The sequence below is a fragment of the Myroides indicus genome, assembly GCF_004364575.1.
Classification (GTDB): Bacteria; Bacteroidota; Bacteroidia; order Flavobacteriales; family Flavobacteriaceae; genus Flavobacterium; species Flavobacterium indicum_A.
Map to the genome: position 1 here is coordinate 13104 of NZ_SOAG01000020.1, position 26338 is coordinate 39441.

Below are 26338 nucleotides of genomic sequence, written 5' to 3' on the forward strand. Positions count from 1 at the left end.
TTTGAAGAATGACATTGCTACAGTTATTTAAAAATTTAAGACCGTTTGTCAGACCTTATCGCTGGCTGGTATTCGGCGCTTTATCACTTACGCTGATCGGGTCGTTTACCGCTCAGGTTAATGCTCTGGCACTTCGCTATACCGTGGATGAAATCAATGCTTTGGTAGAGGCGGGAGAAGGATTGGATGCCGGGCTTCATATTTTGGTGACGATTACTTTGGTATTGCTAATCAAAGAGATTGTTAATATAGTGATTACTTTTGGTCAAAAGTTTTATGGCGAAAAACTCCGCATTTACGTATCGCGGGATTTAGCTCAGGCAATCGTGGATCGCATTTTGTCGTACCGCATGGCTTTTTATACATCCAACGACAGCGAATCGGGCAAACTGCAAACCCGTATCGATCGCGGAATTGAGAGTCTGACCCGTTTGGTACAGAATTTCTTTATTAATATTCTGCCTTTGTTTGCCAATTCGCTCATTGCTTTAATTCTGATGTTTAACGCCAATTTCTGGGTAGGACTGGTAGGTTTGTGCATTGTTCCGGTTTATATTTATATAACCATTAAACAAGCCGGTACGCTAAGCGGGTGGCGCAGAAAGATGAGACAGTTCAGAGAGAGCAAAAGTCAGGGTATTATCAATATTATTCAGTCTATTACGGTAATAAAGTCTTTTAACCGGGAAAAAATCGAATCGGATAAACAGAATACGATTCAGTATGAGATGACCGAAAATCAGCTCAAAACTCAAAAAACAGGCTTTTTATTCAACAGCATTAAAACTTTTGTAGAACAGATAGGCGTTGTTATCATCATTATCCTGACTGCGTTTTTGGTACTCAGCGGACAGATGAGCATTGGTATGATTATGTTTCACATTCTGCTGTTTAATAACGTGACGGCTCCCATCGGACAGCTTCACCGCATTTTTGATGAAATGAATGATGCAATGATTTATTCCGAGAGCTTTTTTGAAATTTTGCACGACGACAAGGAAATTGAGCATTCAGGAAGTTATAAGCCCGAAAAAATAACAGGCAAGTTTGAACTAAAAGGAGTAGATTTTGTTTACCCCAACGGCACACAGGCATTGTACGATGTTAATATGGAAATTTTGCCTAATAAAATAACGGCATTGGTGGGGCTGAGCGGTGCCGGAAAAAGTACAATAGTCAATTTGCTGGATAAGTTTTATGAACCTACTTCGGGCAAAATTTTATTGGACGGTATTCCTCTGCAGGAATACGACACTCATTTTTTACGCAATAACATTGGTTTAGTACTGCAAAAGAACCATATTTTTAGCGGAACAATAGAAGAAAATATAAGATATGGAAACCCTGATGCTACTGCCGAAGAAGTGTACGAAGCCGCTAAACAAGCATATATTTACGAGCAGGTAATGGAGCTGCCACAAAAATTTGAAAGCAATGCGCTGTTGCTTTCTGGCGGACAACAACAACGGATAGCCATTGCCCGCATGTTTCTTAAAAATCCGCCGATTATATTTTTAGATGAACCCACAGCCAGTTTGGATGCCATTGCTACGGAACAGATTAAAAACAGCCTAGATGCTATTAAAAAGAACCGTACTGTCATTATTATTTCTCACAGTATTTCTCAGATTATCGATTCGGATTGTATTTATGCCATGCAGCTTGGCAGAATTGCAGAATCAGGAGTTCACGAAGAGATTTACGCAAAAGGCGGAGTGTATAAAAATATTTTTGACGCTATGGCACGCAGTTTAAACATTGAAAAAATTGCCAAAACCTATTCGGACGAGGAAGATTGGTAAGATTAAGTACTTTAATCAACCTCATTATACCGCAGTTTACTAAAAACAAGATTCTTCAATAAATGTAAAAAACCAACAAATATCGGGCTTATAGCCGCTTAAACTTAAATGTTAAAATAAATAATTAACTTAGTATCAGTAAATTGAGTTGTATGGGTAACTGTAAATTAAAAGTTTGAATTACAGCTATCTTAACATATTGTACATTTTTGTTTTGCTATGGAACCCGAATTGTTTGAAGAGTTAATCAGCGTTATAGACTATTTTTGGCATCGCTATGCCGGGCTGCCTTTTGCGTCTAAATATTCCATCCCTGTGCGCACTTCTTATTTTAAACAGTCTGATAGTGTGCTTTCTGCGTTGCTCCGGTTTTGTATTGCCGCCAACTTTTTGCGTTTGCACAATTATACGTTGCAAGACCTGATAAAACATCGTTTTGCCATAGAGTATAACCCGCTTTCTCACCATTGGAAATGGGTGGAAGCCCGCAAGCTGAGCAAAAGGTATAAACAAAATGTCTTAAACCGGTTGGAATGCTATACACAACACCTTTTGCTCCGTACGGATGCTCCGCAAGTAGTCAGTGTATATCTGACTGATTCTGCTCATGAGGTTCATTATATTTCCGGTATGGTACGCCGTTTTCAAACACCGGACAGACTGGTTTTTGTTTTGTTTTCCCTTGTCAACAAATACACGGATTCTCTAAAGCAGCATCCTGTTTATATTGGAGATAAAGAAAAGCTGAGGCAATTATATGAGCTGTATATTCAAAATCCGGAACAGAACCTGCAAGATTTTATCCGGGAGCAGGGATTAAATTACAGAGTTTTTCAAAAGAGCTTTAAGCAATGTTTTGGAGCCACTTTTTATCAGTATTGTTTACAATATAAGCTGCTGCACAGTCTGGAGCTTTTGTTGTTTACAGATAAAAATAACAAAACGATAGCTTATGACAGTGGCTTTCAGGATTACAATCATTTTAATAAAACCTTTAAAAGATTGTCCGGCTTAAAATTAAAAGATATTCCTCGTTTGGTGGTTTCACACTATTAAAAACACTAATGTACTTATTTTTGTCACTAATGTACTCCTTTTTGACACTAATATACTTGTTTTTGACACTAATATACTTGTTTTTGTCATTAATGTACTTGTTATGGCTTTGTTTTATATCAGAACTTTGATACTTAAAATCAACTGAATGATGCTATCCAAACCTATAACACCCCCTTGCTATGAAACTAACCGTTACTTTTATTCGCTATTTTCTTATCGTACTGTGGGTATATGCCTCCGTCAGTAAACTCATTACATTTGACGAATTTCAAGTGCAGTTGGCACAGTCTCCCTTACTTAGTGCCTATGCCGTTCCTGTTTCCTATGTTGTTATTATAGCAGAACTATCGATTGCGGTTTTACTATGCGTCAGGCGCAGTCTACTTATAGGATTATACCTCAGCTTTGGATTGATGACCGCCTTTTCGGTTTATATTTATTTAATTCTCAATTACAGCGATTTTGTGCCCTGCTCCTGTGGCGGTATTTTGGAAAAAATGGGTTGGAAAGAGCATTTCTGGTTTAATATCACGGTTTGCCTGTTGATCTTGCTCGCTATTATATTTACCGACATTTTTAAGAAACGAATGCTGATTTTAAGTTCGGTATTATTGGTGTTGAGTGCGGGAATGGTTACAGTTCTTTTCTTACAGTCAGAATATAATATAAAAGATGGAGGGTTTACAAGAAATTTTATTAGTCAGAAGCTGGAAGAAGACAAAGCTTTAGATTTAAACATTAAAGCTTACTATATAGCAGGGAGTTATGAGAAAAAAATCTATCTGGGTAATTACAACAAACCTTTTAACGTAGCTGTTGTGGATAAAAACATGCGTAAAAAACACGATTATAAAGTTGATATTGACCGCAAGGATATTCCTTTTCATTCCATAAAGCTTCGTGTGTTGCATCCTTATTTCTATTTAGGCGATGGAATTAGTGCTGTACTTTTACGAGGTGCTTTAGGCAAATGGAATGCAAAAACAATTAGCTACAGGCAAACTCACTTTACGGACTTTATTCCTGTAGACAGCACCCGGTTTGTAGTCAAAGGATATAGTAAAAAATCCGGACAAAATATCCTTGGTGTATTACATACCCATAAAGATGGGCAGGTATTGGAATCTCACCAAGAGTTATTGGAAAAACAGATAGACGGCGTATTTGACACCGATGGCATACTAAATTACAGTTTGGAGCAACAAAAAGCAGTTTATACTTATTTTTACCGCAACCAGTATCTTGTAACAGATGCTAACCTCAACTTGCTTCATCGGGTAAATACGATAGATACCACGAGTATTGCCCAAATCAAAGTTTCCAAGTTAAAAAACGGCGAGCACAAAATGAGTGCACCGCCCCAGACTATTAATAAAAAAGTCGTTGTACATCGCAATCTCCTGTTTAATATCTCTAATTCCATTGGAAAATCAGAATCCAAAAGCATGTGGAAACAGGCAGTGATTGTAGATGTGTATGACTTTGTGAAACAAGCTTATATCGGCAGTTTTTACGTGTACCACCGCGGGGAACACAAACTCTCGGATATGCTTGTTACAGACCATTATCTGTATGGTTTGTTTGACCGGGAATTGGTTCGGTTTATTTTACCCGAGCAATTAAGAGAGAGGATTTACTAATTTTTAAAGCGTGTGTTTTTTCATACTTTTTGGCAAAAAGTACAGGATAAAAGAAGAGGTTGAAAAGCTTTTTATCCTTTAAAAACAAGTTTAATTTAAATAGCAAAAAAATGAAAAGTATTTTAAAAAAAGCAATCTTGCCGGTAGCCGTGTTTGGGATTGCCATAGCAGCAGCATTTGCTACTAATAATGTAAAAAAAGAACAAGCTCAGCCTATTTATACAGGAACATTTTATTATCAGGATTTAGATGAATACGACTGTATGGATATTGAAGTGAATTTAGATTGTACACTTGTAAATAGTGGTGTTTTATGCACTTGGCAAGAAGGAGCAAATCTACATAATGTATATGCCAAGGAAGTAGATGACAATAGTTATTCTTGTTCTATCCCATTGTATAAACGCACGGTTCCCTGACTGAACATAGAATTTGTGTAATTTGAGAAACGCCCTAAAAAGGGCGTTTCTTTTAATATTTTTTTTCATCTATGCCGTTTTGAATCCAATTAATATTTTTATTGTCTTTTAGAAAGTAATCAAACCAGTTTATGGTTCTGATAGTCAAATCTTTTTGCTCTTGAGATAAATCGTTTGTAATTGCGTGGTTTACATTTTTATAAAACAAGGCTATAGATGGTTTTTTATAGCGTTTGAGAGCGATAAACATATGACGTGTATTTTCCCAATGTACATTATGGTCTTTCATTCCTGTCCATAATAATATGGGAGTATTTATATTCTGAGTATATAAAATAGGAGAGTTTTTTAGGTATTTATCAGGGTTGTCCGCATAAGAACTTCCTAATTCATATTGAATAGTTTCAAATCTGGAATAGTTAGGTTTCGATAAATGGTAGTTGAATTCATAGGTATTCCATATTAAATCCGCTAAACCAGCACCGCTGACTATGGCTGAAAACCTATCTGTTTGAGTTGCAATAAAATTAGCTTCATATCCTCCAAAAGAATGTCCTATTAAACCCAGTTTGGTTTTGTCAATGGAAGGTTCTTCATTTGTTATTGCTTCTATTCCCTTTGTAACACATTCCAAAGCAGAAAGTCCAGGACCTTCTTGTGATACATAGGTATCGGGTAGAAATACAAAATACCCTGATTCATTCAACAAGGATTGATTATATCCATGTTGATTAAATAAGGTTGGAATATCAAATATATTTCTTGTTGATCCTTGTCTCTCATAGACACTTGTAACCATAGGATATTTTTTCTCTTTAGTATAGTTTTTAGGATAATATAAAACTCCCGTTAATTCTATACCGTATTTATCTTGATAAGTAATGATTTTTTGTTTGCGCCATTGGTAGTACTCTTTGGATAAATTGGATTCTACTAATATTTCTACTTTACCTCTATGGGCAATTTTTATAATTGGTGGCTGGTTAAAGTCTTCCTCTGTCCATACTATAGTTTGTGCATCAGCACTTGTTAATCTTGATAAATATAGGGTGTTAACAAGTTTAGTAGTTTGATCCACTATCTTAGAAATTTCACCTCTGCAGTAGCTATAAAGTGAAGTAGAAGGTGTGACAGACTGCACGATGGTAAACAGTATAGGTGTTTGAACATTTATAAAAACAGAATTCTTTTTTTTGCTGGTATTGATTAATTGGATAGTAACAGGATATTGATCTGTAAACTCTGCTATAATAGTGGATTTCCTGTTTTTGACATCATATTGCTCCAGATTATTTCTATTCTGAATCAATAAACTTTTAGAGTCATCAGCCCATATAGGTTGTGTATTGGGATGTGAGTGTTTAATAGATTGCTGTTTTTTAGTTTTAAAATTATATAATTCCCAGTATTTTCCTTTTGGATATACAATTGCGCTTGCGTCCGGAGACAGGTTGAATTGATCTTGAAAATGCGGAGTAAGGGTTAATTCAGCAAGGGTTTTTTGGGGCTCTATTTGTTCCAATATATAGCGATTATCTTCATATACTTTATGATACTGTATAAATTCAAAAGGATTATAACTAACCATATAGTTAGGTTTTTGAATGTTTAAGTACTCTTTTAGCCGATTCCTATTCAGTTCAGATAAGCTATTTTGTTTGGTGTGATAAATAAAAGCTTTGTAATCAATATTTTGTAATATCCGATTCGATTGGTGTAAATTTCTGGCATTTCCGTTCCAAATATCAATATATTTAGAATTTGTGCTTTGAGTGGTATCGTTTGTTTGATAAGAGATGTAAATATCGTTGTTTAGAAAGAAGCTCAGCTGTATATTTTCAGCAATGGAATGCAAAGAATCCGGGAGTTGAATGGCTTTGCTATTACGTCTTTGTAAATCTCTAAACAGTAATTGATATTCTTTGTTTTTAAAAACAAAAGCGTTTTCGGCATCATTCCAGACCATAGCGTTTAAATCCCATTGCAAGTCTGTTATTTTACAAGCTTGAAATGTTTTTAAATCTAAACTGTAAAGTTGTTTTGAATTGACCTCTTTTTGGTATAACAAATAAGTCTGTTTATTGTTTATAATGTATTTTTTTACATTGTTGGCAGTAAATAATTGTTTTTCTTTTCCAAACGCATACTTAATAATATTTAATTGTTTGCTTTTTGACAAATAACAAACAGACAAATTGCTTTTAATTACATTAAAATTCTGTATCTCCTTTATACGAACCTGTTCTTTAAAGTTACTTAAATTCATAATTACTAAGTCGGCTTTTTCTTTTCCTACAAGTAAATTATTTCCTAAAAAAGATAGTTTAGACATATTAGTTATCTCTTTTTTTTTCTTGTTTTTGGTGTGAATTACGAACCCTTTGTTTTGCGCAGGGTCATTGATGTAATTTTGATAATAGATTAACCATTGCCCGTCTTCTGATATTTGGGAAGGAAACAGCGTGTTCCAATCAGGATTTAGGGATAGACTGTCTCTGCCCGAATTTGCGTATAATGCAGAGACAGTCATCCAGATCAACCCAATCACGATATATCTTTTTTTAATAGCCATTGTTTTGTGGTAGCAGGTTGGGGTTTAATAATATTTCGCCTTCCGGTATGGGGAGCAAAGCGTGTTTGTCTTCCCAGTTAGGTTTAACTGTTTTTAGTATGTGTAATTTGTTGTTGCGTTTCAGGTCAAAAAAGCGATGTCCTCCTTCAGTAAAAAACTCTCTTCGGCTTTCACTCAGCATTTCGTTTATAAATTCCTCTTTGGACAATGTCTCGGGTAGAGGTAGGAGTCCTGCTCTGTGACGGATAAGATTTAAATAATGTACGGCTTCTGCTGTGCGGTTTTGATAGGCTAAAGCCTCCATCAATATAAAATAGGCTTCTTCAATTCTAAATACAATAGAATATTCGTCTGTATTGTTTTCTTTGTTTTTGTATTTGTAAGCGTGATAATAGGACGTTGTGCCGTCCGTCACTTCTTTGATCCAATTTTGAAAACGCAAATCCTGTTCAGAAAAAGTATTCACAAGGTTGGGCTGCAAAACAACTCTAGTTGGAGGAAGAGTATTAAATATATAATCCGCATCGTAGGTACTATAGGTTTCCGTACTTATTTGCCAAAGCGTACTTTTTGCTTGCTTTTTAAATACTTTGTTTAGATCACTTTCCATTTTAAACAGAGGATTGGCAATTACTGCTTTGGCTGTCTGTTCTGCCAGAACATATTGCTTTTGCAATAAATAATTTTGTGCCAGAAGCAATTCTGCAACTGCGCGATTAGGATAAATATGCTCCGGATGACGATAATCTTGAGGAAGTAATGCTAAAGCGCTTTTTAAATCGCCTTCACTAGATTCTAGTACATTGCCAACAGGTATTTTTGAAATGGCACTGTTTATTTTATAATCTGTTGAGGTTACATAAGGAATAGCCCCAAATAGCTGGGTGAGATATTGATGATATAGTGCTCTTAATAAATAAGCTTCTCCCAAAAAAACTTTTTTGTTATTTTCTTCAATATAAGAAGAAGCCGAAAGTCTTTCAATAAAAGTATTGATAGCGTAAATATCTGTAAAGGACAGACTCCAAAAAAAGCTTTTATCAATATCTGCAGCGGTAATAAAGTTAGTATAAAAAGGATTATTTTGTCCAAATGAAATCATATTGTCGGTATATAAATCCAGATTACAGGATGCTCCTAATGTTCCTCCTCTGAATAAGCGTGTTTCTCTTACATTGCTATATAAATTAGCTAAAGCAGATTTTGTGGTATTAATGTCTTTAAATACATCTTCTGTATTGATTTGATTGTTCGGTAAATCTATTTCAACCAATTTTTCACAAGACTGGATGGATAGCAGTAAAACTATAAAATACAGATATCGGATGTTGAACAGTATAAAATATTTATTTTTCATGGTAATTATATTTAAAAGGTTAATTGAACGCCAAAAGCATAAGTGCGTAATGGGGGTAGGTTTCCTGCAAAAACGAACTCCGGATCCATCCCAAAGTAGTTGGTAATTGTAAATAGATTTTGTCCTTGTATGTATAGTAGAAGAGAATCTATTTTAGCTTTGGGAATTTTTAATTTATAAGAAAGAGCAACATTTTTTAGTCGAATATAGGAAGCATCACCCACGCTTCTATCGCTTTCCTGCATTGTCGTTATCTGCTGAAAAGATGTATTATTACTGTTTGTTGCCCAGGTATATTGTGCATCCGGATTTTCAGCCGACCATCGGTCTGTCATTTCTACAGGATAGTTGGAACTAAGTGTTCCGGGAGTAATTGTCATACTTTCAAAAGTATAGTTGGTTTGTTTAACAAACTGAAACAAAAAATCCAGCGAAATATTTTTATACGAAATAGTATTTTGCAATCCGCCGTGATATTCTATTCCAATGTTCTTATCAATTTGCTTGTCTTCGTTATCCAGTTTTCCGTCTTTGTTGTAATCTGTAAAAACATAGAGCCCTGTATCAGGGTCAATTCCTTCGTAGTGATACAGTTTTACCAGATTAATCGATTTTCCGATGATATAGGTATTTCTGTAGGTGGAGTTTTCAAGATCAGGAAAGGCAGTTAATTTATTTTTTGGAAAGGATATATTAAAATTAGAATTCCATTGCCAGTTATTGTTGCGAATATTAGTGGTATGCAATGTAAATTCCCATCCGGAATTTTCTACTGTTGCCGGAAAATTGTCAGTAACAGAATTAAAACCGGTTACTGCTGATAAAGTAAGTCCGATTAATTGATTGGACGAGCGGTTCTTATACCAGGCTATATTGGTGTTAATGCGGTTATTAAATAAGCCAAGTTCCAAGGCGGTTTCCAGTTTGGTGGTTTTTTCCCAGCTGTAATTGGGGTTGTATAAACGCGAAGGATATAAGCCTGTTGTTCCATCGTATGTTTGTGTGTTTACGGTATAGGTGTCCAGATAAGCGTAATCGCCAATATTGTCGCTTCCGGTAGTTCCGTAACTGGCTCTGAGTTTTCCAAAACTCAGCCAACTGTAGTTTTTTAAAAAGCTTTCTTCCGTAAATAACCAAGCTGCACCAACAGCACCAAAATTGCCAAAGCGGTTGGCAGGACCAAAACGGCTCGAACCGTCTCGTCTTCCGGTTAAGTTAACAATATACTTATTGTCATAAATATAGTTTAGACGAGCAAATAAAGCAGCATACTTGTACTGAGAATTCCCAATTTGATTGATGGTTTTGGTCTTAGCAATACCGATGTTAGTCAAATGAGCATCCGTATTAAATCCTCTGCCTGTAATTTGAAAACTATTGTTTTCTCTGGACTGAAAACTGCTTCCTATAAAAGCTTGAACGCTGTGTTTATTCCATTTTTTAGCCCAATGTATCTGAGGTTCTATGATATACGAATCGGAATTATTGCTGGCTTTTTGAGCGGTAGAGTGTTCGCTGGTTCTGCCTAAAGAAGGATTGTATATAGTATGCGGAGTTAGTACCCGTTCATCAAAATAATTTGTTGTTATTCCCATATTGAGTTTAAAAGAAACACTTGGAAATATCAAATAAGATAGATTGGTGTTGAGAATTAAATTGCGGGTATTATTTTCATAGGTTTTGTTAAGTTGAGCCAATGGGTTATTCCATGTGCCATCCTGCCAGTTTAGCGTGCCGTCCTCGTTGTACAGAGCCGGCGCATTGGGCGGGAGTTCCAATGCTTTGCGGGTGAGGTCTGCTGCGGGCAGAGTATTGTTTTGGTCAGAATATGTAGTTGAAGCTCCCAGCTGAAAGCGGTTATCTTTGCTGCGGTGAATAAAACTTATTAACGCGGAGTTGCGCTTATAGCCTTTGTCTGTCGGAAATACGGTGGTACTTTCGTTATGAGCTACATTTACATTAAAACGCGTAAATTCATTGCCACCTGATACACCTAAAGAAATAGTTTTATCCATAGCTGTTCCGCCTATCAGTTCTTTTTGCCAGTCGGTATAGCGGTTTCTGTCCCACGACCCGTTCATGTCATAGGCGTTTGCCGGGTATTCCGTAACACCATCGTTGGCAAAAGCTTCGTCCCGCATCTGGTTAAACTGTTCGGTATTCATCAGTTTCATTTTAGATCCCACTTTGCTAAAAGCTGTGGAGGAAGAAACCGTAAAATGGGTTTTGCCTGCTTTGCCTTTTTTGGTGGTTATCAACACCACGCCGTTTGCTCCGCGCGAACCGTAGATTGCCGTGGCATCGGCGTCTTTGAGAATTTCAATACTTTCAATATCCGAAGGGTTAATTGCATTGAGGATACTTATGGAAGAATTAAACAAAGAGGCTGAAAAGCCGGAGTTCTCGTATATAGGAGTTTCGTATAAAGGTATTCCGTCAACAATATAAAGGGGAGTATTGCTGCCTGTATAATCTCCGGAAAGACTATTGTTTCCTCTGATTTTAATATCAAAACCTCCTCCGGAAACACCTGTGTTTTGGGTAATACTCACGCCTGCCATACGTCCTTGTATGGCTTGCAGGGGATTGATGACGGGTTGGAACTCAATGTCCTTTGCTGTAACCCGGGCAATGCTCCCGGTGCGTTCCCGGTCTTTGACGCTGTAATACCCGGCGTTTATCACAACTTCATCTAATACAGTTTCGTCCGGTTGGAGGGTAATGTTTAGCGTGGTTCCGCTAACGATGTGGGTTTGGGTTTTGTAGCCGATAAAGCTAAAGGTTACGATACTGCCGGGGATAAACTGTAACGAGTATTTTCCGTTTTCATCGGTCAGCGTGCCGTTGTTAGTGTCTTTTTCCCAAACGGTGACCCCGGGCAGGGGCGCTTCTGCATCTTTTACCGTTCCGGTAACTCGGATTTGCTGTTGGGCAAATAGGGTATGGGTGTGCAAACTGCACAGTAGGATAAGCAGCAGCAGGTAAAACCTGTGTTTGCTTTTGGGATGTGTAATGGTTTTCATAATTTTGTAATGAAATGGTTAGTTAAACATTTGTTTTTCTATTCAGCCCCTTAAAAAGTTGCCGCTTTTTAGGGGGTATTTTTTTAACTCAAAATATTCTTTAATGCCCTTTTTGTGGCATCATGATTTCTGCGAGTGTCAAACGTTTGCAGATTCCGTTAAAAAAGAAAAGGTTGTCCGACGCGTAGTGAAACGGAGCTAGTATTTTTTCTTTTAGGAATCAAAAGCTGATTTGACCGTAGAAATAATGCAGCCTTGATCTTTTGTTTCTTTTATATCAAGATAAAAGAAAAGAAACCTTGTCCTGCTGAACTCGTTTCGGAATCTCTTTTCTTATTCTTTTGTAAGGGGTACAACTATTTGTTGCAAAACAAATAATCACTGAACACAAAATCACAATAAATAAGATGTGAAGTAAAAGAATCAAAACCCCCTCTCGCTCCACCTGACTTCGCGGTCTTTTTACGCCTTATTCAGGCACGAATACAAACTGCCTACGGCTTGTATTCTCAGCACTTCATTTCGTCTTAAAGACATTCGCTTGTCAGCTGAGGCGGTTTGGTGCGGATTTTTATTTTAGGTTTATAAATCATAATGTCTCGTTTTTACTTTAAATTGTTTTTTAATGCCTTTCCAACGACCTCATTTCTCTGTCGAGTGTCTTCTTGGTGCGGTTTTGCATTAAACTATATGGGCGAAGCCACCGTCATATAGTTTGCAAAACAAACTTTAGAAAGACCGATAGGAGAAATGCAGTCTTGATCTTTTGTTTCTTTTATATCAAGATAAAAGAAAGAGGATTTCTTATTTATTATCTTTTTGATACCCCAAAAAGAAACAAAAAGGGTTTCGCTACACCAGCCTTCGCGGTCTTTTTACGCCTTATTCAGGCACGAATACAAACTGCCTACGGCTTGTATTCTCAGCACTTTAGTTCGGCTTAAAGACGTTCGCTTGTCAGCTGAGGCGGTTTGGTGCAGATGTTTATTTTAGGTTTGTAAATCATAATTTCTTGTTTTTACTTTAAAATGTTCTTTAATATTTTTTCCTCAAAGCCCTTGTGCAGGCAGGACACCTGCACAGGGCGGGGTGTTTACTAACCAAGCAATGCATTATGAAAAACAACACCCCTGTCAACATGAAGAATTGTATTATTGAAGCCGTATGTTCTATTTTAAATTTTACTTTCCAGTATAACCGTCAGAGCGGTGTCTTTTACAACTTTGATGTGTTTATACTCAAACCCCATAGAACCAAACGAAATATGACTTCCTTGAGGAACTACATACGAAAACTCTCCGTTTTTATCGGTTACTGTATGTGCATTTGCTCCATTTTCATTTATGCTCCGCTGATAAACTGTTGCACTGCCTATAGGTTTATTGTTATTGTCTAAAACTCTACCGGTTACTTTTACTCGTTTATAAGGGTTAAAGTCTATTTCAAACTTGTCTGCTTCGTCAGATTTGCTACTTTTTGGATTTCGTTTTAATTGAAGTTCTAGCCTTGTGTCTTCACTTATGTTTGCCACAGGTTTTGGGTTTAGATATCTTCCGCCGGAAACCTTAATAACAACAGTTCCTCCTTTTTGAACCGCAAACTTAAAAGTGCCGTCTTTTTCCATAAAGGTGTGGCGGTTGGTTCCTATGTTGTCGCCAAACACCAGATAGTCTGCTACTCCTTTTTCGTTTAGGGTAATGATTCCTACTGGCGGTTTTCCGGTATCTTCTACTGTGATTTTTCCGGTAACCGTAACCATTTCCTGTGCGTATAGTACAGGCATAGCTATACAGCTTCCTAAAAAGGCAATTAATAATTGTTTCATGATTAAAATTAAGTTGAGGTTGATTATTGAATTAAAAAAATACTTTTTGACAGGACATACCTATCCCATTGGTTTACAAGTGCCCTGCGTGGCAGGACACTTTATAAACACCTGTCATAAACAGCTTTTTTTAACAAAAACAGGGAGTAAAACGCTTGTTATTTGGTTTCTATTAAGAAATAAGGTACTTTTAGAGTGCGAGAATAAAAGTCTTTCCAACGGCGGTTTACACTGCTTAGGTAAAAGGCTGTAAGGTTAGATAAACACTGTGGCTGTGCCACAGCTGTTTATCTGCTATAGCTGTGCCTCATAGCAGGCGCAGTTTACGTTTTGTACGGTATGCGGATTAGCGCGGTGCGGGAAACATCCGGAGGCTTTTTGTGGGGTGGTACTAAAAATTTCGTTCTCATAATAATAAGATTTTGAGGTTATGGAACGATGTTTTTGAAGTATGAAGCTTTCTTGCAGAAAAAGCAAGGAGCGGTCTCACACTTTAGGGTTTGGGGCAACCAACCCACCTCATTAGCTTTTGAGCTAACAAGGCTACCACCTAAAGCATACGTGAAAACCGCTCACATGCCATATGCAAAAGTAAAAAACTTTTAGACATGGAGCGACATCACGGTTTTCTCAGTGGTAAAATTGGTTGCTTTAACCTGAAAAAACACCGTCAATTATTCCGTTAAACGGTCTAATTATCAATATCGCAATACAAATATAGAAATATTTTTTAAATGTAAAAAATATAATTAAGTAATTTTATAAATACATATAATTAGAGTAGTGAGTAAGTCGAATAAAAGAGAAATTATAACTTCTCCCGAGTATAGGACATTATTAGGAAAGCGATTAAGAGAAGAAAGATTAAAACTAAAATTGTCAGTAAGTGATATTGTTTATATGACAACTATAAGCGATAATACAATTAATAGTATTGAAAAAGGAATTACTACTAATATTGATTATTATGTGGAATATGCTAAAGCTGTCAAATATCCATTACAAACACTTAAAGATTTTGGTATAGCTTTAAAGCCATTTAGAGAATTAATACACAATGAAAAAGTAAGTCTAACTTCTAAGATTAGAGAACAAGTTTTAAAAACAAATTTTCTGAATGAAAATAAAACTGTAGCGGAATTAAGGGAGTATCTATTAAAATTAAAGTTAATTGATAAAGATATAACCTCAACTGATATAGCAGGTGTAATGAGAAGTCTTTTAAAAGAAGGAATTGTAACTGCTACAAAACAAGGACGGAAGAATTTGTATTTGAAGAAATAAATGTTTTAGCAATAATGTACTTTAAAGTAGGAAACATGATTTTGAAAACTCTTAGCTATGCTGAGAGTTTTTTTGTTTTTATAAGTGGTATATTTGACGAGTAATCTTATTAAAAAAAAGAAATTACAATTTGTTTTTTGCTCCTTGACATACTTTTTTTCAAGATATTTGTTCGTTTTTTTATTAAAAAACAGGCTTTACCTTTTTAATAAACAAGGAGTTATATTTAGAGGTTGTAACTACCTTTATTTTGAAAGGTAAACACAACTAAATTCAATTCGTAGATGTCTCTATCGTTGTTGTAACTACCTTTATTTTGAAAGGTAAACACAACCTCAGTTCGTAGCTGAGTGACAACAACACTGTTGTAACTACCTTTATTTTGAAAGGTAAACACAACCAAAGTCGGATCACGGATTTATTAGCCGAAGTTGTAACTACCTTTATTTTGAAAGGTAAACACAACATTTACTTTTCTCGATCCACAACCGAAAACGTTGTAACTACCTTTATTTTGAAAGGTAAACACAACCCGTTGTGTTTTACTCTATATTCCGCATCTGTTGTAACTACCTTTATTTTGAAAGGTAAACACAACGTTCTTGTCCACCTCCTTGCATTGTGTGAAGTTGTAACTACCTTTATTTTATTCATGTCTTTTTAGTTTTTACATTAAGGAGTTCATGAATGCTATGTATTTGAAAGGTAAACACAACACTTCAACATCCGGTTTTTTATAACACATAGTTGTAACTGCCTTTATTTTGAAAGGTAAACACAACTAGCTTGTACAGCTTGTACACGCGCTTGTGGTTGTAACTGCCTTTATTTTATTCACGTCTTTTTAGTTTTTACATTAAGGAGTTCATGAATGCTACGCATTTGAAAGGTAAACACAACCAATAATATTGTATGATTATTTATTTAAAATCCTGCGTTCCAATAAAAGCCCTATCAGATTTTGATAGGGCTTTTATTTTTTTATTTGAATGTGACTTAGCTTAATTTAGGTTTGAAGTTTTTGAAAATAATGTTAAATTTGAAAAGATAGTTAGCTTAATTAAAATAAAACGATGAGCTAATATTTATATAACCGTAACTAACGAAAATTAAATAAATATGGAAAATCAGGCAAGCAGAGAAAAAACTAATTACAATTTAAATGAAACACCTTGGTATTTTGGAGCCTATTTAAATATGGCAAGGCACAATATGTTTGTTTTAATAAATCACCTTACGGAAAAATTTAAATATTTAGGCTTTAACAAAATCGATGATGATTGTGAGATAATAAAAGATAACATTTTAACTTCTATTTTTAATCCAAATAACTCAAACTATGAAGCGGAGCGTTTTAAAGTGTATAAATATCTTGTAAAACGACATTATTTACCTTTTGTAAAAATATTCCATGAAAAAAATGGAGTACAATTAGACTCTAATCCAATTGTTGACTATCATAGATTAAATCAGTTCATCAATATTTCGTTTACTCATATCAATAAATTCAGAAATTCATACACCCATTATTTAGCTGTAGATAACGATAAAAACATTATTAAAGAAAGGAAAAAGGCAATTGACAATTTGATTGTTGAAGATTTAAAAAAATTATTCAAACACGCTCCTGATTTTGCACTTCAGCGCTTTAAGGATTCTCAAGAGGAAAATAATTTCAATCACTTAGATTTATATTCTATTTTAGAAAATAATAAATTGACAGAACATGGTTTTTATTTTTTCACCAATTTATTTTTAAATCAAACATACGCTATCCAATTTCTAAAAAAGATTAGCGGTTTTAAAAATGAAACAATCCCTGCTTTTAAAGCTACTTTACAAACATTTACCGCCTATGCTGTTAAAACGCCTGATATTCGTTTAGACAACGATGATAGAAACCAGTCATTATTGTTAGAAATGATGAATGAGTTACAAAAATGCCCTAATGAACTTTATAGGTATCTTTCGGAAGAAGACCAAAAAAAGTTTCAACCCACTTTAGATACAAATTCTAAGACTAATTTTATTCTAAACAGTATAGATTATAACGCAATACATGATGATGATATTGATTCCTTATTAAGCGAAACGACAAGTTTAAGAAGAAGTACAAACCGATTTCCGTATTTTGCTCTGCGGTTTTTAGAAGAAAATAATTTTTTAAATAACATTAGATTTCAAATAAATATTGGAAAACTGCATGTTAGATCCTATCCAAAAACAATTGCACACGAAAAAATAAACAGAAGAATCCAAAAACAAATAAAAGGCTTTGGCAAGTTGTCTGATTTTGAAAATAAAGAGGCTGAGGTTTTAGAAAAGTTAAATTTTAACAATGATAATTGTTATTTTGATCAATATAGCCCTCATTATAATATTGTAAATAATAAAATTGGGTTCTTTTTATTTGAATCTGGTGAAAAGACCGTTATTCAAAAAGAACAAAAATTAGTAAAACCTACCGGGTTTATTAGCATTCACGATTTGCCAAAAATTGTAATGTTGTCAATTTTAAAACCAAATGAAGTTGAAAATACAATCAAACGATTTATTGATATAAACACGTCGGATATTTTAAACATTAGTAAGCTTGATGCAATTAAAAGTAATCTTACTTTAACCCCGGTTGCTTTTACAAAAAGAAGAGAAAAATTAAAATCCATTACAACGGAAAATGGATATGAATTTTTGAATAATGACATTGAAAGGAAGATTTTTTCTGAAAATAAACTAAATCACGATTCAATACTTACATATGAGAATAAGAAAATAAATAAAAAAGATAAGGAACATATAAGTCAGATAAAGTATAAACTTTTACTAAAAAACAGAAAACAAAATCTGCAAAAAGCTTTAACACAAAAGATTTTGGTCGACCAGCTCCCTCAAAAAGTAGTTGATTATTTGCTTAACCTTGAATCAATAGCCGAAAAAAAGCTAATTCATGCAAAAATAAAAAGTATTAAAGACGAAGCCAAGTCTAAATTGAGATGGATTAAAAAGGAAGTAGAATTACCGAAGGAAGATCAAAAAATAAAATTGGGAGAGATAGCTACTTTTATAGCCAGAGATATACTCAATATGATTATTTCATTAGAAGTTAAAGAAAAATTCACTTCTGCTTATTACAACAAACTGCAAAACAAAATAGCATACTTTAGTGGTTCAAAAAAAGAAATAATTGCTATGTGTAAAGAATTGCAATTGTTTAATAAAATAATAGGACATGTTTTTTTAACAAAAGACCAAATTGAACAGTCAAAAGGAATAATTGATTTTTATCAAACTTACCTTGAATCCAAGATTTCATGGATTGATCAGAAATTGTTTCGTAAAGGAAAAGAAGGAGGCTATATTATTCCAGATAATACAAATGTTCCGTTTACAATTAGTAGCTTTAAAACCAATATAGCAGCTCAAGATTTTAATAATTGGCTTGCAAATAAAAAGAAATTGCCAATCAATTTACCTACATCACTGTTTGATAAAAACCTTTGTGAATCATTGTGTAAAAAATTAAAAACAAATAAAATAGATTATAAGGAAACAGATAAGTTTTCTATTCTTTTTGCAAAATCATTAAAAAATGATAAACAGCCTTTTTATGATTTTAAAAGGGTTTATGAATGCAGTCAAACAGGAGAGTCAGTTTTGGTAAATACTCAAAACATACATGGTAAAGCCATTAAATCTAAATATGGTAAACGTGCAGAAGAGAATGAAAAAATAATACGGTTTATACTAACTCAAGACCGAGTTGTAAAAAGGATGTGCGAATTTATATTGGCTCAAAATACAACAGAGAATTTACAACTGGACTTATCTTCATTTATTCCTCTGTCAAATCAAACCCCGTTAAATTCCGCTTTTAGTTTTAAGCATGTAATTAATCTTGAAAAGGGCAAGATGCTAACAATTATAGCAGAAGACAATGAGCATCAAAGAAGCGAAGTAGAAGAATTTAATAAATTGACATCAGTTGAAGACCAACAAAAATATTCCAAACAAAAAGGTTATCAATGGACAATGAAAGATTTCGGACGCTTTAAAAGATTTGTATCTGACAAGAGAATCTTCAATCTACTCTCTTTTTTAGAAACTGATACTGTTACCTTTGATTTTATTACTTACCAATTCAGAGAATATGATAAAATTAGAAGTGCTGTTTTTCAACAAACATTTGAACTAGAAGAATATATTGCCACAAATGATTTGGAAAATTTAATTAATGAAGAATTTAAAAGAAGAAGAGATTTTGAGGAGGTTCAATTTAAAGTATATCTTAAAGTATTAGAAAACAAGACAGATTCGAATACAATCGAAATTTTGCAAAATATTCGTAACAAATTCTCACATTCTGAATTTCCAATCTTAGATGAAAAGGAAACAATAAAAAAAATCACATCAAAACAGATAGATACTTTTGAAAAAGAAAAACATAGAAAAGGAGGAGTGGAAAGTTTAGACTTATCTATAAGTACAAAATATTTGGCTTTATATACCGAAAAAATAAACTCCATAATTAAGTAATAAACACAGGATAAAAAAATTGCTCTTTGACATACTTTTTTCTATGATATTTGCTCGTTTTTTTATCAAAAAACACGCTTTACCTTTTTTATAAACAAGGACTTACAATTAGAGGTTGTAACTGCCTTTATTTTGAAAGGTAAACACAACGATGCAACTTCTTGGTTTTCCTTAACTTGTGTTGTAACTGCCTTTATTTTGAAAGGTAAACACAACAATCCCCAATTGCTTATATAAAAAACCCAAGTTGTAACTGCCTTTATTTTGAAAGGTAAACACAACAGTCCGGAGAAATAAGCGTACACGTAAAATGTTGTAACTGCCTTTATTTTGAAAGGTAAACACAACATAACGGAGCTAGTTCATCGCTTAGTTTGTGTTGTAACTGCCTTTATTTTGAAAGGTAAACACAACTTATCGTTGTCTTTTTTAAATAAAATGACAGTTGTAACTGCCTTTATTTTGAAAGGTAAACACAACATCTATTCCTGTGTGCACCCTGAACTCTGCGTTGTAACTGCCTTTATTTTATTCACGTCTTTTTAGTTTTTACATTAAGGAGTTCATGAATACTGCGTATTTGAAAGGTAAACACAACCATATTCATAATCAACTACATTTCCGGGCGGTTGTAACTGCCTTTATTTTGAAAGGTAAACACAACCTGCTTGTTTCTGTTACCGGGTTCTGAGCTGTTGTAACTGCCTTTATTTTGAAAGGTAAACACAACCTAACAAGATACCTTACCTTCCGCCTGCTAGTTGTAACTGCCTTTATTTTATTCACGTCTTTTTAGTTTTTACATTAAGGAGTTCATGAATATTGCGTATTTGAAAGGTAAACACAACTTTATACACGTTTTAGACATCCCCATTCTGGTGCAAGTAAACAGGTGAAGCAATCTTTTTGTGTGCCTATGTATAAGAACACGCTCAGTTATACTTTGCCTTGTGCTCAAATTTTAAAATCAGGGGGATATAGGTCTCTTGAAGATAAGGGCTGGCTTGGTGGAGTGTTTCAGATAAGTTGCTTTTTTTATTCCTTTGTCCCCCGTGTTTGCCTTGTCGCCCATATTATTAAGATATCACAGGCTTTCAGGTTCTACAAAAACAAAATATTTTAGTTCATAGTTTATCAGTATTTTCTCCTCACTCTTATTAGACCCTTCTTGTACCCTTCTTCGACCTTTCTTCGGGGATCCTTCGACAAAACTACCATTTTTCCGAAGCGCAGTCGAAGTAATTCTTTTGTATGTCTTTGTATAATAATACTCTTGGCTATGCTGGGGAGTTTATATTCATAAAAAAAAGGATAGTGAAGCTATCCTTTCTCCATTTAACCATTAAAATTTTCTATTAACGAAAACTACCTTACTCAAAGATAAGAAAAAGTTTTGAGGTTTTAACCCAAGCAGAATTATACTTATACAGTTTTTGGTACAGTGTCGTGTGAGGGAGTGGTTTTGGGGTGTGGAGTAGGTGCTTCGGGGGACATAGGCTGGTTTGGTGGAGAGTTTCAGATAAGTTGTTTTTTTATTCCTTTGTCCCCCGTGTCTGCCTTGTCGCCCATTAAGATATTGCAGGTTTTCAGGTTCTACAAAAACAAAATATTTTAGTTCATAGTTTACCAGTATTTTCTTCTCATTCTTGTTAGACCCTTCTTTGAGATCTTATGGTTTTTATTTTTTATTCCTCCGGTTTACCCGTGCTCTATACATGCGCTCTCTTAAACCACCTTCTTCCAAAAATGCCTTTTCCAAAGCTTTGATTTGTCTGTTTAGTAAATAAGAAGTCACGTTTATTAAACACCACATTACATTGGTACATATTTCGGGATTTTCGTGTTCAATGGCTTTTTTAAAAGTATCGTAATTGGCATTAGGAGTGCTGTTTAATTCATCAAATCGCTTAGACAAGCGGTGATTTCTATCCCATTTGGCAATTTTATGAGTCCTCATAAAATCCTCAAAATCTATCAGCAACTCCTCCAAGCTGGCTCGTGCCACGTTGGTAAGTTTAATTTCTGTTTCTTTGGAAGTAGCGGAAGCCATACTGGCTTCGGCAATATTTTGCTTGCCCGAACGGGCAGCCTGAACCATCTGATCAATAGTGCGGTCGTATTTATGAAAAAAACGATTGCAAAAATAGACCGTACCGTCATAGATAATTTCAGCTTTCTGGTAGCTGAGCAAATTGCGGTAACCTCCGTGAAGGGGAATAAAGCCATCAGTATTTTCCATAAGACTGAATTTTTAATAACTGATAGTTAAATATATAGCTTTTTTTGAGATATATAAAATAGCAGAAAAGAATGGCGCTTGTTTTTATTTTTAATCTTTCTTTTGTCTTCAATTGTACAATCTGGGGGACATAGGTTACTTGGGGGACATAGGCTGGCTTGGTGGAACGTTTTAGATAAATAGCTTTTTTTATTCCTTTGTCCCCCGTGTTTTCCGTGTCGCCCATATTATTAAGATATTGCTGGCTTTCAGGTTTTACAAAAACAAAATATTTCAGTTCATAGTTTATCAGTATTTTCTTCTCACTCTTGTTAGACCCTTCTTGCACCCCTCTTGTACCCTTCTTGTACCCTTCTTCGAGCTTTCTTCGAGGATCCTTCGACAAAAGTGCCGTTTTTCCGAAGCGCAGTCGAAGCAATTCTTTTATGTACTTTCGTATAATAACACTCTCGACAATGTCGGGAGTTTTTGTAAGATATAAAGTATCAAAAAAATATTATTATCTTTGTTACAGATAATTATGAGAAAACAGGATAACATATTAGACAGAATTCCAAGCTATGTTTTTTGGGATACAGATGTTGCTAAAATCAATGCACAGATAGACTATGCTTTGATAATAGCTCGGGTTCTTATGTTTTCGGATTCTTCAAATTATGAAGAAAATATATTGCTTTTGGAAGATATATATTCTCCTGAAACAATAATAAAAGTTATTACTTTTACCAAAGAGCGCATTCCGGATGAGGTGTGTGCACTGACCTCTAAACGATACAGTATCCCCGTAAAAAGTAAATTCAGTAAATATGTATATTTCTGAAGAACTTATAGCTACCATTAAAGAATTGCAACAGCTCACAATATTAGAACAATTTTATTTGGCAGGCGGAACCAATCTGTCTATTAGATATAATCATCGAGAATCAGTAGATATTGATTTGTTTTGTGAAGATATTATAGGAATTGAAGGGTTTTCTGAGCTCAAAAAAAATATTGAAGAACATTTTCAAGAACGCATAATTAATATTGGTTTTCCCACTTCACAAAGTGATGAATTGGTCTATTTGAAAACCATATTAAAAACGGAAAATTCTTTTATAAAGGTTGAATTTATACAAGGGTTTAAATTACTTTTTCCTATTAGTATCATTGATGGTATGAGGCTTGCTGATGAAAAGGACATAGGTTTGTTTAAGTTGGAATCTTTGGTTAACCGATATGCAGAAAAGGATTTGTATGACTTAGACTATATTACTGATAATCCTAATCAGTCGTTAGAAAAATTAATGAGTTTGTATGCTCAAAAAAAGCAGCTGTATATTGATAGTAATATAAATACAATATTTACACTGTCAAATGATTTTTGTCCGCTAAAAAATCCGGAATTGTTGTTGCTTGAAAATCATATAGAAGCACAAGGTAAAATACCTTATCATTCCGATTCTAAATTAAGAAATAATAAAACTTCTTTCAGATATCATAAATTAAATTGGAATGTGAAAGTAAAATCATTTTTAAAAAACTCCATTTAAAAAGGATTGAGCTGTGCTTTAACAGGAGTGTTTTAGAGAAATTAGCGTGAGAAATATAAGGGGTTCATAAATACTGCACACTAGAACGGTAAACACAATGTGTGTTAAAATAGTTTTGAAGTCAAACAATAAGTTCTCTATTTTCTATAAAGGTTTTTTATTGCTTTTTCCCACTTTCCTTCGAACTTTCTTCGAGGATCCTTCGACAAAAGTACCGTTTTTGCGAAGCGCAGTCGAAGGAGTGTCGAACAACACTCGAAGAACACCCAAAAAGTAGTGATTTGGTATTTGTGAAGAAGGCTTGTTATATCAGGGCTAAACAGCACTTTTACACCTGTTGGTATACCGCTGATAAAAAAACATACCAGACTTATGCGGTCATATCCGATCAATAGCGGTCACATGCGGACATGACATCTTTCTTTTAACAGAAAAAATGCAGTAATTAGATGGTTTATATGATAAAAGCTTAAAAATAGAGGTTATAACAGTCTTTGGTAAAAGGGGTAGGGGAAGTCTGTATAATCTAATTTTGTTTTGCTTATTGTCGTTTTTTCTTAAAATTGTTCTTTAATGCCTTCACAACGACCTCATCTCTCTGTCGAGTGTCTTCTTGGTGCAGTTTTGTATAAAACTATATGGGCGAAGCCACCGTCATATAGTTTGCAAAACAAACCTTAGAAAGACCGATAGGAGAAATGCAGTCTTGATTTTTTTTGATACTTTTTTTCATCAAGGAAAAGAAAGTATAAAATGAAATATTCCTTTTTCTTATTCTTTTGTAAGGGGTACAAAAGAATCAAAATTCCCTCTAGCTGCACCTGTCTTCGCGGTCTTTTTGCGCCTTATTCAGGCACGAATACAAACTGCCTACGGCTTGTATTCTCAGCACTTCATTTCGGCTTAAAGACGTTCGCTTGTCAGCTGATGCGGTTTGGTGCGGATGTTATTTTAGATTTGTAAATCATATTATCGTTTTTACTTCAAATTAGACTTTAATGCCTTTCCCATGGCATCATGATTTCTGCGAGTGTCAAACGCTTGCGAATTCTGTCAAAAAAGAAAAGGGTGTCCGAGGCGTAGTGAAACGGAGCTAGTATTTTTTCTTTTAGGAATCAAAAGCAGATTTGACCGTAGAAATAATGCAGCCCTGATCTTTTGCTTCGTTTTGTATCAAGACAAAATGAAGGGGGGATGATGATTATATTTTCTTTATTTTCTTTTTGATAACCCCAAAAAGAAACAAAAAGGGTTTCGCTCCACCTGCCTTCGCGGTCTTTTTACGCCTTATTCAGGCACGAATACAAACTGCCTACGGCTTGTATTCTCAGCACTTCATTTCGGCTTAAAGACGTTCGCTTGTCAGCTGAGGCGGTTTGGTGCGGATGTTTATTTTAGATTTGTAAATCATATTATCGTTTTTACTTCAAATTAGACTTTAATGCCTTTCCCATGGCATCATGATTTCTGCGAGTGTCAAACGCTTGCAGATTCTGTTAAAAAAGAAAAGGGTGTCCGAGGTGTAGTGAAACGGAACTAGTATTTTTTCTTTTAGGAATCAAAAGCAGATTTGACCGTAGAAATAATGCAACCTTGAAATCGTAAGATTCGACGTTCTTTAGTGTTGAAATATTAAATTCGCGTCATTTTTTGCTTCGTTTTACTTCACATCGTGTCTATTTTGATAGGAGTTCAGTGATTATTTGATTTTAAGCGTTTTTATTTTTATTTAAAATCAAATAGTTGTATCAAGGAAAAGAAAGTATAAGATGAAATATTTCTTTTTAAAAGGTTTCTTTATCTTTTTGATACCTCCAACTATTAGCTTTTTCCATTTTGTCAGTTATTGTTGAAAAGCTAATAATCATGAGACACAATCTTAAATAGACGCTTAGTCGAATAAAAAGAAATAAAAAGGGTTTGGCTTGATGTAATTAGTTTGTTATTAGCTCTTCTGCTAAGTTCGTTGAGCTTAAAGTGCTTTTGTCTGAACTGTATAAAAAATTACTGTCACTATTTTTAAGAAGTACAAAATAGCTTTTAATTTGAGCACATTTTATTAAGGAATATATTAAAAGAGCCGTTTTAGATATTCTAAAACGGCTCTTTTACACTATATGTACAATCTTTATAATCTAAATATACCTCCAAAAGCAATCACGGTTTCGCCAAAAAAGAAATCGTGCATGGCTTTGTCTTTTTTACTGGCAGTAGTACGTACGTCATACATATTTATATATCCGCCTTTTAGTTCTGTCTGAACAAAGAAGTGTTTAAAAAAGGTAATGTTTAGCCCGGCTTTGACAGAAGTACCTAATCCGGCTAAATGAAATTCGTCATAGCGTTCTTTACCTAAGAGCGTAGTGTTGGTTTTAGGATATATAATTCCAAATCCAATTCCTTCCGTTAAATTAATCTGTACTTTATCCGTATTCCATATTCCGAATAGTTTGGAAATATCATCTACGCGGTTTAGTTCAAAATTTAAATAATTTAAACCGTCGGTGTGTTCAAACATTAAAAACTTTTCTGTTAACAGAACCTGATTGGGGTTTCCCGGAACTTTTTCGTCATACGACCCCTCATTTGGATAATATCCGGTATAGTTTACGGTTTTGTCTTGAGACATTACATATTTCATGTGGTCAACGCCTATAGAGATGTTGTATTTGTCGCTGATAAAATATCCGATTCTTAAATTGGTTTGCGGAATAGTCATACGACCGGGATTGATGTAGTCTACATGCCAGCCTTTAGGTTTGTCGTGTGCATGAACATTTTCCAACGTAAAATCATAATCTTCTCCCCGAAAGCGAATATCAGATTTTGTATAATATCCTCTGTTACCTCCCCAATAAATATAGAACTTTCCTTTGTTGGAATCGGTATATCTCATCGGTGTGGTTACTGCTTCCTGTGCAAATCCTAACGAGGTGATGAATAAAGCTGTTACACCAAATAGTCTAGTGATATATTTCATAATACCAATCTTATTAGTCGTTTGTTTTTAATGTGGTGCAAAGGTACAATAAAAAAATCTCTTCATACTTTGG

Annotated in this window: 15 protein-coding genes and 2 CRISPR repeat arrays; of the genes, 8 read left to right on the top strand and 7 right to left on the bottom strand. The window is 34.5% G+C overall.

The genetic code is table 11. The annotated features are described in order from the left end of the window. Positions 1-8: 8 nt before the first annotated feature. The 4 genes from C8P70_RS09125 to C8P70_RS09140 all read left to right on the top strand — a co-directional run bounded on the left by C8P70_RS09125 (position 9) and on the right by C8P70_RS09140 (position 4920). Positions 9-1802 carry an ABC transporter ATP-binding protein gene (locus C8P70_RS09125; protein WP_133713030.1) on the top strand — a complete coding sequence of 598 codons (1794 nt, stop codon included), beginning with the start codon at positions 9-11 and terminating at the stop codon, positions 1800-1802. 219 nt (positions 1803-2021) lie between these two features. Continuing rightward, on the top strand, positions 2022-2858 hold the full coding sequence (locus tag C8P70_RS09130) for a helix-turn-helix domain-containing protein (RefSeq protein WP_133713031.1): 837 nt from the start codon (positions 2022-2024) through the stop codon (positions 2856-2858). Between the two features lie 182 nt (positions 2859-3040). Beyond that, entirely contained in the window at positions 3041-4501 is a 1461-nt protein-coding gene (locus C8P70_RS09135; RefSeq protein ID WP_133713032.1) for a MauE/DoxX family redox-associated membrane protein, read from the top strand. A 110-nt stretch (positions 4502-4611) separates the two neighbouring features. After that, entirely contained in the window at positions 4612-4920 is a 309-nt protein-coding gene (locus tag C8P70_RS09140) for a DUF6520 family protein (protein ID WP_133713033.1), read from the top strand. Between the two features lie 52 nt (positions 4921-4972). Here C8P70_RS09140 and C8P70_RS09145 read toward each other — a convergent pair whose 3' ends face one another. The 4 genes from C8P70_RS09145 to C8P70_RS09160 all read right to left on the bottom strand — a co-directional run bounded on the left by C8P70_RS09145 (position 4973) and on the right by C8P70_RS09160 (position 13697). Beyond that, on the bottom strand, positions 4973-7492 hold the full coding sequence (locus tag C8P70_RS09145) for an alpha/beta hydrolase family protein (protein ID WP_133713034.1): 2520 nt from the start codon (positions 7490-7492) through the stop codon (positions 4973-4975). Next, entirely contained in the window at positions 7482-8849 is a 1368-nt protein-coding gene (locus C8P70_RS09150; RefSeq protein ID WP_133713035.1) for a RagB/SusD family nutrient uptake outer membrane protein, read from the bottom strand. Before C8P70_RS09150 ends, C8P70_RS09145 begins: the two co-directional genes overlap by 11 nt. Positions 8850-8860: 11 nt before the next feature. Beyond that, the gene (locus C8P70_RS09155) at positions 8861-11872 is read right to left on the bottom strand and encodes a SusC/RagA family TonB-linked outer membrane protein (RefSeq protein WP_133713036.1); all 3012 of its coding nucleotides are present in this window, start codon (positions 11870-11872) and stop codon (positions 8861-8863) included. Positions 11873-13046: 1174 nt separating this feature from the next. Beyond that, positions 13047-13697 (bottom strand): carboxypeptidase-like regulatory domain-containing protein, encoded by a 651-nt coding sequence (locus tag C8P70_RS09160; RefSeq protein ID WP_133713037.1) that lies wholly within the window; start codon positions 13695-13697, stop codon positions 13047-13049. A 783-nt stretch (positions 13698-14480) separates the two neighbouring features. Here C8P70_RS09160 and C8P70_RS09165 point away from each other — a divergent pair. Next, positions 14481-14981, top strand: a complete 501-nt coding sequence (locus tag C8P70_RS09165; protein ID WP_133713038.1) for a RodZ family helix-turn-helix domain-containing protein — start codon at positions 14481-14483, stop codon at positions 14979-14981. A gap of 232 nt (positions 14982-15213) precedes the next feature. Further along, a CRISPR array of direct repeats spans positions 15214-15579; the repeat unit is 36 nt; unit sequence GTTGTAACTACCTTTATTTTGAAAGGTAAACACAAC. A gap of 521 nt (positions 15580-16100) precedes the next feature. Then, positions 16101-19514, top strand: coding sequence for a type VI-B CRISPR-associated RNA-guided ribonuclease Cas13b (gene cas13b / locus C8P70_RS09170; RefSeq protein ID WP_133713039.1), 3414 nt, complete (start codon positions 16101-16103; stop codon positions 19512-19514). A 114-nt stretch (positions 19515-19628) separates the two neighbouring features. Continuing rightward, positions 19629-19995: a CRISPR direct-repeat array (repeat unit 36 nt; unit sequence GTTGTAACTGCCTTTATTTTGAAAGGTAAACACAAC). Between the two features lie 1197 nt (positions 19996-21192). Here cas13b and C8P70_RS09175 read toward each other — a convergent pair. Both C8P70_RS09175 and C8P70_RS09180 read right to left on the bottom strand, forming a co-directional pair. Then, on the bottom strand, positions 21193-21753 hold the full coding sequence (locus C8P70_RS09175) for a four helix bundle suffix domain-containing protein (RefSeq protein WP_133713040.1): 561 nt from the start codon (positions 21751-21753) through the stop codon (positions 21193-21195). After that, positions 21740-22138 (bottom strand): hypothetical protein, encoded by a 399-nt coding sequence (locus tag C8P70_RS09180; protein WP_133713041.1) that lies wholly within the window; start codon positions 22136-22138, stop codon positions 21740-21742. The genes C8P70_RS09175 and C8P70_RS09180 overlap by 14 nt, the downstream gene beginning before the upstream one ends. A gap of 135 nt (positions 22139-22273) precedes the next feature. Here C8P70_RS09180 and C8P70_RS09185 point away from each other — a divergent pair, with 135 nt between their 5' ends. Beyond that, positions 22274-22573, top strand: coding sequence for a DUF6922 domain-containing protein (locus tag C8P70_RS09185; RefSeq protein WP_133713042.1), 300 nt, complete (start codon positions 22274-22276; stop codon positions 22571-22573). After that, positions 22560-23285, top strand: coding sequence for a nucleotidyl transferase AbiEii/AbiGii toxin family protein (locus C8P70_RS09190; RefSeq protein WP_133713043.1), 726 nt, complete (start codon positions 22560-22562; stop codon positions 23283-23285). The genes C8P70_RS09185 and C8P70_RS09190 overlap by 14 nt, the downstream gene beginning before the upstream one ends. Before the next feature lie 2128 nt (positions 23286-25413). Here the strand turns inward: C8P70_RS09190 and C8P70_RS09195 are convergent. Further along, positions 25414-26265 (bottom strand): hypothetical protein, encoded by an 852-nt coding sequence (locus C8P70_RS09195; protein WP_133713044.1) that lies wholly within the window; start codon positions 26263-26265, stop codon positions 25414-25416. Positions 26266-26338 lie beyond the last annotated feature (73 nt).

Coding starts and splice junctions, on each gene's coding strand:
- C8P70_RS09125 (WP_133713030.1), top strand. CDS start 9: ATGACATTGCTACAGTTATTTAAAAATTTAAGACCGTTTGTCAGACCT.
- C8P70_RS09130 (WP_133713031.1), top strand. CDS start 2,022: ATGGAACCCGAATTGTTTGAAGAGTTAATCAGCGTTATAGACTATTTT.
- C8P70_RS09135 (WP_133713032.1), top strand. CDS start 3,041: ATGAAACTAACCGTTACTTTTATTCGCTATTTTCTTATCGTACTGTGG.
- C8P70_RS09140 (WP_133713033.1), top strand. CDS start 4,612: ATGAAAAGTATTTTAAAAAAAGCAATCTTGCCGGTAGCCGTGTTTGGG.
- C8P70_RS09145 (WP_133713034.1), bottom strand. CDS start 7,492: ATGGCTATTAAAAAAAGATATATCGTGATTGGGTTGATCTGGATGACT.
- C8P70_RS09150 (WP_133713035.1), bottom strand. CDS start 8,849: ATGAAAAATAAATATTTTATACTGTTCAACATCCGATATCTGTATTTT.
- C8P70_RS09155 (WP_133713036.1), bottom strand. CDS start 11,872: ATGAAAACCATTACACATCCCAAAAGCAAACACAGGTTTTACCTGCTG.
- C8P70_RS09160 (WP_133713037.1), bottom strand. CDS start 13,697: ATGAAACAATTATTAATTGCCTTTTTAGGAAGCTGTATAGCTATGCCT.
- cas13b (WP_133713039.1), top strand. CDS start 16,101: ATGGAAAATCAGGCAAGCAGAGAAAAAACTAATTACAATTTAAATGAA.
- C8P70_RS09175 (WP_133713040.1), bottom strand. CDS start 21,753: ATGGAAAATACTGATGGCTTTATTCCCCTTCACGGAGGTTACCGCAAT.
- C8P70_RS09185 (WP_133713042.1), top strand. CDS start 22,274: ATGAGAAAACAGGATAACATATTAGACAGAATTCCAAGCTATGTTTTT.
- C8P70_RS09190 (WP_133713043.1), top strand. CDS start 22,560: ATGTATATTTCTGAAGAACTTATAGCTACCATTAAAGAATTGCAACAG.
- C8P70_RS09195 (WP_133713044.1), bottom strand. CDS start 26,265: ATGAAATATATCACTAGACTATTTGGTGTAACAGCTTTATTCATCACC.